General features: G+C 60.7%; 8 protein-coding genes. 2 read left to right on the top strand and 6 right to left on the bottom strand.

The window, feature by feature from the left end; all coding sequences use genetic code 11:
• The 6 genes from ribD to B3605_RS07735 form a co-directional block, all read right to left on the bottom strand.
• On the bottom strand, window positions 1–898 hold an 898-nt coding region (ribD, locus tag B3605_RS07760), incomplete at its 3' end, for a bifunctional diaminohydroxyphosphoribosylaminopyrimidine deaminase/5-amino-6-(5-phosphoribosylamino)uracil reductase RibD (RefSeq protein ID WP_296433492.1).
• Between the two features lie 3 nt (window positions 899–901).
• The gene (gene nrdR / locus B3605_RS07755) at window positions 902–1378 is read right to left on the bottom strand and encodes a transcriptional regulator NrdR (protein WP_047513200.1); all 477 of its coding nucleotides are present in this window, start codon (window positions 1376–1378) and stop codon (window positions 902–904) included.
• 9 nt (window positions 1379–1387) lie between these two features.
• Window positions 1388–2686 carry a serine hydroxymethyltransferase gene (glyA, locus tag B3605_RS07750; RefSeq protein WP_112941280.1) on the bottom strand — a complete coding sequence of 433 codons (1299 nt, stop codon included), beginning with the start codon at window positions 2684–2686 and terminating at the stop codon, window positions 1388–1390.
• 155 nt (window positions 2687–2841) lie between these two features.
• Window positions 2842–4146: a L,D-transpeptidase family protein gene (locus B3605_RS07745; protein WP_112973538.1), complete on the bottom strand. Its 1305-nt coding sequence runs from the start codon at window positions 4144–4146 to the stop codon at window positions 2842–2844.
• A 486-nt stretch (window positions 4147–4632) separates the two neighbouring features.
• Entirely contained in the window at window positions 4633–5148 is a 516-nt protein-coding gene (gene ldtR / locus B3605_RS07740; RefSeq protein WP_018898693.1) for a transcriptional regulator LdtR, read from the bottom strand.
• Window positions 5149–5278: 130 nt separating this feature from the next.
• The gene (locus B3605_RS07735) at window positions 5279–5716 is read right to left on the bottom strand and encodes a DUF6163 family protein (protein WP_018898694.1); all 438 of its coding nucleotides are present in this window, start codon (window positions 5714–5716) and stop codon (window positions 5279–5281) included.
• A 148-nt stretch (window positions 5717–5864) separates the two neighbouring features.
• Between B3605_RS07735 and hemB the strand changes: the two genes are divergently transcribed.
• Window positions 5865–6878, top strand: a complete 1014-nt coding sequence (gene hemB / locus B3605_RS07730) for a porphobilinogen synthase (RefSeq protein WP_111561157.1) — start codon at window positions 5865–5867, stop codon at window positions 6876–6878.
• 77 nt (window positions 6879–6955) lie between these two features.
• Complete coding sequence (locus B3605_RS07725; protein ID WP_112941282.1) at window positions 6956–7414, top strand: RDD family protein; 459 nt, start codon at window positions 6956–6958, stop codon at window positions 7412–7414.
• Window positions 7415–7475 lie beyond the last annotated feature (61 nt).

Here is a 7475-nt window from a genome sequence, read left to right as displayed (position 1 = left end):
TTGGCTGGGCTTGCCCGCTCGTTCCAAGGTCTACGTTTTGCGAAGGCGCCCGCAACGAGTCGATCTCCCCCCTTGTGGGGGAGATGTCCGGCAGGACAGAGGGGGGTAAATCTTGCTCCCCCGTCTCCGAACCGAAAACCTCCTCACGCCCCACCACAATCACAGGAACCTGCCGCGCCGTCCGCACCAGCTTCGACGTCAACGGTAGCTCCAGCAACGGATCCAGCACAATCCGGACCGGCGAGCGCCCCTGAAGCCCCGGGATGCGCACCGTCAGTTCCGGATCATCGGCAACGGCGGTCCCGATACCAACGAGGATCGCATCCGTCTCGGCGCGCAGTTGCTGCACCTCGGCGCGCGCCGCAGGACCGGTGATCGCGATCTGGCCCTCGCCCATCCGACCGATCATGCCATCTTGTGAAACGGCAAGCTTCAGAATCACATAGGGGCGGTTCTTCGTCTGGCGGGTGAGATAGGCGGCGAGCGAGTGGCGGCCCTCTTCCTCCAGCAGTCCAGTCTCGACAACGATGCCGGCATCGCGGAGCATGGCAATGCCCCTGCCCGACACGCGCTCATCGGGATCGGTGACGCTGATGACGACGCGGGACACGCCGGACGCGATCAGCGCATCGGCGCAGGGCGGCGTCTTTCCGTGGTGGGAGCATGGCTCGAGCGTGACATAGGCGGTGGCGCCGCGAGCCAGTTCACCTGCCTCGGCCAAGGCCTGCGGCTCGGCATGCGGGCGGCCGCCGACGGCGGTCGTGCCTCGGCCGACGATCTTGCTATCGCGCACCACGACGCAACCGACGGAGGGGTTTGTGGATGTCTGGCCGAGATGGAGGAGACCCAGGCGGATCGCCTCCTGCATGAATTGCGCGTCGTCTGGCGAGGCGCTCATCGCTCAGCTATCCAAGGGATCGCGAGCGATCTTGGCATTGATCTCCGAGATCACCTTCTCGAAATCCTCGGCATGAGAGAAATCGCGGTAGACCGAGGCGTAGCGCACGAAGCCGACGTCATCGAGACTCTTCAGCGCTTCAAGAACCTGCAGGCCGATCTGCTCGGAGCTGATTTCGACTTCGCCGGAGCTTTCCAGGCGTCGGACGATGCCCGAAACCGCGCGCTCTATGCGGTCGCGGTCGACGGGGCGCTTGCGCAGCGCGATCTCGAAGGAACGCACCAGCTTGTCGCGATCGAAAGGCACCTTGCGGCCGGTCTTCTTCGAGACCATGAGCTCGCGCAGCTGCACGCGCTCGAAGGTCGTGAAGCGACCGCCGCAATCAGGACAGATACGCCTGCGGCGGATGGACGTATTGTCCTCCGCCGGGCGTGAATCCTTGACCTGTGTGTCTTCCGATCCGCAGAATGGGCAGCGCATGCGCTATCCTTAGCCGATGTAGTCGTACATTGGGAAGCGGCCGGTGAGGTTCATCACCTTGTCGCGTACGGCTGCTTCGACGCTGGCATTGCCTTCGTCGGAGTTGGCGGCCTTCAGGCCGTCGAGAACCTCGACGATGAGATTGCCGATTTCCTTGAATTCCGCTTCCTTGAAGCCGCGCGTCGTGCCGGCAGGCGCGCCGAGGCGAACGCCAGAGGTGACGAAGGGCTTTTCAGGATCGAACGGAATGCCGTTCTTGTTGCAGGTGATGTAGGCGCGGCCAAGTGCGGCTTCGGCACGCTTGCCAGTCGCGTTCTTCTTGCGAAGGTCGACCAGCATCAGGTGGTTGTCAGTGCCGCCGGAGACGACGTCGAGGCCGCCTGCGATCAGCGTATCTGCGAGCGCTTTGGCGTTCTTGACGACCTGAGCCGCGTAGTCCTTGAACTCAGGCTGCAGCGCTTCGCCGAAGGCAACCGCCTTGGCAGCGATGATGTGCATGAGCGGACCACCCTGGAGACCCGGGAAGACGGCCGAGTTGAACTTCTTCGCCAGATCTTCGTCGTTGGTCAGGATGACACCACCGCGCGGGCCGCGCAGCGACTTGTGGGTCGTCGTGGTCGCGACGTGGCAGTGCGGGAACGGCGACGGATGCTGGCCACCGGCAACGAGACCGGCGATGTGAGCCATGTCGACCATGAGGTAGGCGCCGACTTCATCGGCGATCTCGCGGAAGCGCTTCCAGTCCCAGATACGGGAATAAGCGGTGCCGCCGGCGATGATGAGCTTCGGCTTGTGGGTGCGTGCCTTTTCGGCGACGTCGTCCATATCCAGCAGGTTGTCGCCTTCGCGAACGCCGTAGGACACAACGTTGAACCACTTGCCGGACATGTTGACCGGCGAACCATGCGTCAGGTGACCGCCCGAGTTGAGGTCGAGGCCCATGAAGGTGTCGCCCGGCTGCAGCAGCGCGAGGAAGACAGCCTGGTTCATTTGGCTACCGGAATTCGGCTGGACGTTGGCGAAGTTGACGCCGAAGAGCTTCTTGGCGCGTTCGATCGCGAGTTCTTCCGCGATATCGACGAACTGGCAGCCACCGTAGTAGCGCTTGCCCGGGTAACCTTCGGCGTACTTGTTGGTCATGATGGAGCCCTGGGCTTCCAGAACCGCGCGGGAAACGATGTTCTCCGAGGCGATCAACTCGATCTCATGACGCTGGCGACCGAGTTCCTTTTGGATCGAACCGAAGATTTCCGGATCGGTATCGGCAAGCGAGCGATTGAAGAAGGTCTGGGTAGAAGCATTGGTCATCGGCGGGCTCCTCAACTGGAATGCGCTAGGCTATTAGCGCCCTGCCCGTTCAAGGGCAATACGGAGAGCGACATTTGCTGGGCAATCCACGCGCAACAAAAAACCGCGCCATGAAAGACGCGGTTTTTTTGTAACTCAAACGCAGCTTGCGGCTCTTATTGAACCGGCTGTTCCATGCCCGCGGTCGTGTCGAGCGCGAGTTCGGCATTGCCGTCCATCTGGTAGATGTCGTCGCGGAACTGCACGATACCGTCAGGCATGCCCCAGGCGGAGATGTAGACGAAGTATACAGGCACTTCCTCGGCCAGCTTGATCGGCGTGTTGACGCGGGTGGTGATCACCTGCTCCATCTGCTGGCGAGACCACGGAGGCGTGTCGCGCAGCAGCCAGGTGGTCAGGTCGCGAACGTTCTGAACGCGCACGCAGCCCGACGATTCGAAGCGCATGAGCTTGTTGAACAGGCCCTGCTGCGGCGTGTCGTGCATGTACTCGCCGTTCTTGTTGTAGAAGTTGATCTTCGTCGAGGCCATGGCGTTGATCTTGCCCGGGTCCTGGCGGAACATCAGGTTCGGTGCCTTTTCGGCGTTCCAGTCGATCGTCTCGGGCGCCACTTCCGTGCCCTTGCCGTCGATCAGACGAATGTTGTTCTTCGTGAGATAAGTCGGGTCCTTGCGCATCAAAGGCACGATGTCCTTCTCGACGATCGAGCGCGGCGCGGTCCAGTAAGGATTGAGAATGACCTCGTAGATCTTCGAGTTGACCAGGTGTGTCGGGCGGCTGAGACGGCCGACAACCGCGTTGTGACGCGTGACGACGCTGCCGTCCTCGATGCCTTCGACATAAGCGGCCGGGATGTTGACCATCACGTGGCGACGGCCGAGCTCTTCCGGGAAGGTCTGCAGGCGGATCAGGTTGGTGTTCAGCTGCTGCAGGCGCACGTCGGCCGGGATGTTCATCGCCTTCAGCGTGAATTCACCCAGCACGCCGTCGGCCGGGAGGCCGTGACGCGCCTGGAAGCGCTTGACCGCGCCATCGACGTAGGAATCGAAGGACGAGGACATGCCGGCTTCCTGCGGCAGGTCGCCGGTGACGAAGAGGCGCTGGCGCAGGGCCTGGACGGACTGATCGGTGACGCCGATCTGCAGGCGCTGCTGGCCCGGATTGACCTGCGGCCAACCGCCTGCCGATGCGATCTGCTGATACTGGGCAATCGCCTGCTGAATGCTGGGGACGGACTGCGGTCCGAGGATCGGGGTGTTCGACACCACGGCGGTTGCCGTACGGGACGCGGCTTTCGCGTCGAACTGGTCGTCCCAGTCACCGCGCTCCGGTGCATTGATGAGCGAATCGATCGCCGATTGCGCCAGTGCCGGCGCCGCTACCGAGCTTGCGCCAACGGCTGCGGCAGAAGCAAGAAATGCCCGCCGAGAGAGAGCTTCAGTACCTGTTTTTTTAGACATGCATCCCAACCACAATAATGCCGCCGCTTGAGAGACCGGTGGCTTTGCCCTTCGTCACCGCGAATAACGCAGTCACTACCCATCCGTTGCCACGGCGCACCTCAAATTCTCGCTGCCGGCGATCACATGATCGCGAGCAGGAAAGGCGAGGTTATCAAAACCCCGGATTTGAAAAGCGCCGATTGCCGTGTATTTCCGCTGCCATGCTAATATGGCCAATTCGTGTCTCCGCCGAAAAGTGCAACTTTCGATAGCGATCGAAGCGAAGAATGAACCAAACCATTGCGAAGCGAAGAATGAACCAAACCATTGCAAGGATTCTGCCGGCTAATAGCGGCTAAAAGGCGGCTTGAATACAGGGGGTTACCTCTTGAAGCACGGTTGAACGGTCATGCGTTGCAAAGATGCCACGTCGGCGCAAACGGCAAAGCCGGACGCGCAGGGAAACGCATCCGGCTTTCTTTGACCTTGGAGGGGTCTTGTTGCTTAGAGACGATACATGATCGAGTCGTTCCAGAAGCGGTCGAGACGGGTCAGCAGCTTGTTCATCTGCGCGAACTCGTCGGTGCCGATACCGCCGACCTTGTCGATCGATGCCGTGTGGCGCTCGTAGAGCTTGGCAACCGTCTCGGCGATTTCCTGGCCGGTTTCCGTCAGGCTGATGCGGACCGAGCGACGGTCGATGCGCGAGCGCTGGTGGTTGATGAAGCCGAGGTCGACGAGCTTCTTGACGTTGTAGGAAACGTTGGAGCCCAGGTAGTAACCGCGAGAGCGAAGTTCGCCGGCGGTCAGTTCCGAGTTGCCGATGTTGAAGAGGAGAAGAGCCTGGATGGCGTTGACGTCGCTGCGACCCTGACGGTCGAATTCGTCCTTGATGACATCCAGAAGACGGCGGTGAAGACGTTCAACAAGATGAAGGGATTCCATGTAAAGATCGCGGATACCCAGGTCCTGCTGTTCACGGAAGTTCGATACCGCCTGCGGCTTGATTTTCGTATTCATGATGACTGCCTCACTGTTTTGTTTGGCGGTGTTGGTTGTCTTCCCGCCTTGAGACAGACCCTATCGAATACAGATAAAATTCTACTTAAACTGCAGGCTTAACAGTGCCTTACCAAAACGCGCTGTTGTATCAGGGTAAATCAACGCTTACCTGCTGCCGGCGTCGGCGCTTCTCCTGCCAGAGCAAAAAGCGGAAAACGGCGTAGATAATGGCCACTGCCGCATGCAGCAGAATGATGAGTTTGTTGGCTCCGAAAATCTCCGGAAGAAAGCCATACATGATGATCTGGCCACCGGCCGCGAGCACCCAGATGACGGGCCCCCAGGAGACAGCCAGCCAGAGCCCGAGGGCAGCGACCGGAAACAGGACGGCAAGGCTGGTGCTTGCCACCTTCCACGGCAGGCTCAGAAGATCGAAGCGTCCCGCGCCGATCAGCGAATAGCCGACCAGCATCGCCCAATACTGCAATCCGAACCAGAAACACGAGATCGCGATCAGGCGCAGGAACAGGACAAAGAGAACGCCGGTGAGCGTGCTTTTCGGTATGGTCGGAGAATCAGCGTTCATGGGTCAGACAATAGGAGTGCTGCGGCGTCTTCGCCAGCGGTTGATCGCAAGCTGTTGATTGGTTGCGGCCATTCGCCCGGTTTGGATTTGTCGGATGGCATGATAATGAGCGCGGCAACAAATGGAACTGCCAAGAGCTGGAACGATCATGCAGGACAAGACACACCTCGTCGATGAAATCACGGGCCACCGCCGGATGCGGCGCAACCGCAAGGCAGACTGGACGCGCCGGATGGTGCAGGAAAACCGGCTGACGGTCGACGATCTGATCTGGCCGGTCTTCGTGGTTCCGGGTTCCGGCATCGTCGAGCCGATCCCCGCCATGCCGGGTGTCAACCGCATGAGCGTCGACAAACTGGTGGAAGCCACCAAGGAAGCGGCCGATCTCGGCATTCCTGCTATAGCCACCTTCCCGAATATAGAGATGTCGCTGCGCGACGAAACAGGCTCCAACAGCCTGGAAGCGAACAACCTGATCAACCAGGCAACGGCCGCCATCAAGAAGGCCGTGCCGAATATCGGCGTCATCACCGACGTGGCGCTCGACCCCTTCACCAGCCACGGCCATGACGGCATCCTGCGCGGCAACGAGATCGTCAATGACGAGACGGTCGAGCAGGTGGCGCGCGCGGCCGTGATGCAGGCCGATGCCGGCTCCGACATCATCTCGCCGTCCGAAATGATGGACGGCCGCATCGGCGCCATCCGCCGGGCGCTTGACGCCGCCGGGCACCAGGATGTCGGGATCATGAGCTACGCGACGAAGTTCGCCTCCGCCTTCTATGGCCCCTACCGCGAGGCGATCTCGACGGGCGGACTGCTGAAAGGCGACAAGAAGAGCTACTATATCGACCCGGCAAACGGCACCGAGGCGATCCGCGACGCGGCACTCGACGTCGAGGAAGGCGCCGACATGCTGATGGTCAAGCCCGGCCTGCCCTATATCGACATCTGCTGGCGGATGAAGGAAGCATTCGGCCTTCCGACCTTCGCCTATCAGGTGTCGGGCGAATATTCGCAGATCAAAGCTGCGGCGATGAACGGCTGGATCGACGGCGAAAAGGCGATGCTCGAGACGCTGCTTGCCTTCAAGCGCGCCGGCTGCGACGGCATTCTCACCTATTTCTCCATCGAGGTTGCCAAGATCCTCGCCAAGCGCTGATCGCTTCGCGCCAATATTGCATTCGGGGCGAGCGTCACCATATCAGCGGTAGCCACTCTCGAAAGGAGACCGTAACGATGTCGCTCAACCCGAACCCGCTTTATGCCGCACCTGACGATTGGCGCGCCTATAGCGGTACGCTGAGCCGGCGCGTTTTTGCGTTCATCCTCGACTATGTGATCGTACTGCTGCTCTGCATTCCGGCGGCGGTGATCCTGTTCTTCCTGTCGATCGTCACGCTCGGCCTCGGTTTCTTTCTTTACCCGGCGCTGTTCGTGATTGTCGCGGGCCTCTATTTCGGCTTCACGGTCGGCGGCTCGAGCCAGGCATCGCTTGGCATGCGGGCCATGGGGATCGCGATCGTGCGCGTCGACGGGCGGGAGATGGACTTCCTGACGGCTATCGTTCACCTGGCGCTGTTCTGGATCCTGAACTCGGTTCTCACGCCGCTGATTCTGCTGGTAGGCCTATTCACCGAACGCAGCCGCCTGCTGCACGATTTTCTCGTCGGCACGGTTACTGTCAGAACCGCCTGAGATCGCTCAAGCCTCTGAAATAAGCGGATTTCCCCTCCTTTTGAGGGGAAATTTTCGGCCA

The organism is Rhizobium sp. UBA1881, from assembly GCF_002338015.1.
GTDB lineage: Bacteria > Pseudomonadota > Alphaproteobacteria > Rhizobiales > Rhizobiaceae > Rhizobium.
Note: the sequence above shows the minus strand (reverse complement) of the source record. Positions and strands in the feature narration are given on the sequence as shown.

Bases quoted from the DNA above. Each gene is read 5' to 3' on its own strand.
- B3605_RS07735 (WP_018898694.1), bottom strand. From the start codon at position 5,716: ATGAACGCTGATTCTCCGACCATACCGAAAAGCACGCTCACCGGCGTT.
- hemB (WP_111561157.1), top strand. From the start codon at position 5,865: ATGCAGGACAAGACACACCTCGTCGATGAAATCACGGGCCACCGCCGG.
- B3605_RS07725 (WP_112941282.1), top strand. From the start codon at position 6,956: ATGTCGCTCAACCCGAACCCGCTTTATGCCGCACCTGACGATTGGCGC.
- nrdR (WP_047513200.1), bottom strand. From the start codon at position 1,378: ATGCGCTGCCCATTCTGCGGATCGGAAGACACACAGGTCAAGGATTCA.
- glyA (WP_112941280.1), bottom strand. From the start codon at position 2,686: ATGACCAATGCTTCTACCCAGACCTTCTTCAATCGCTCGCTTGCCGAT.
- ldtR (WP_018898693.1), bottom strand. From the start codon at position 5,148: ATGAATACGAAAATCAAGCCGCAGGCGGTATCGAACTTCCGTGAACAG.
- B3605_RS07745 (WP_112973538.1), bottom strand. From the start codon at position 4,146: ATGTCTAAAAAAACAGGTACTGAAGCTCTCTCTCGGCGGGCATTTCTT.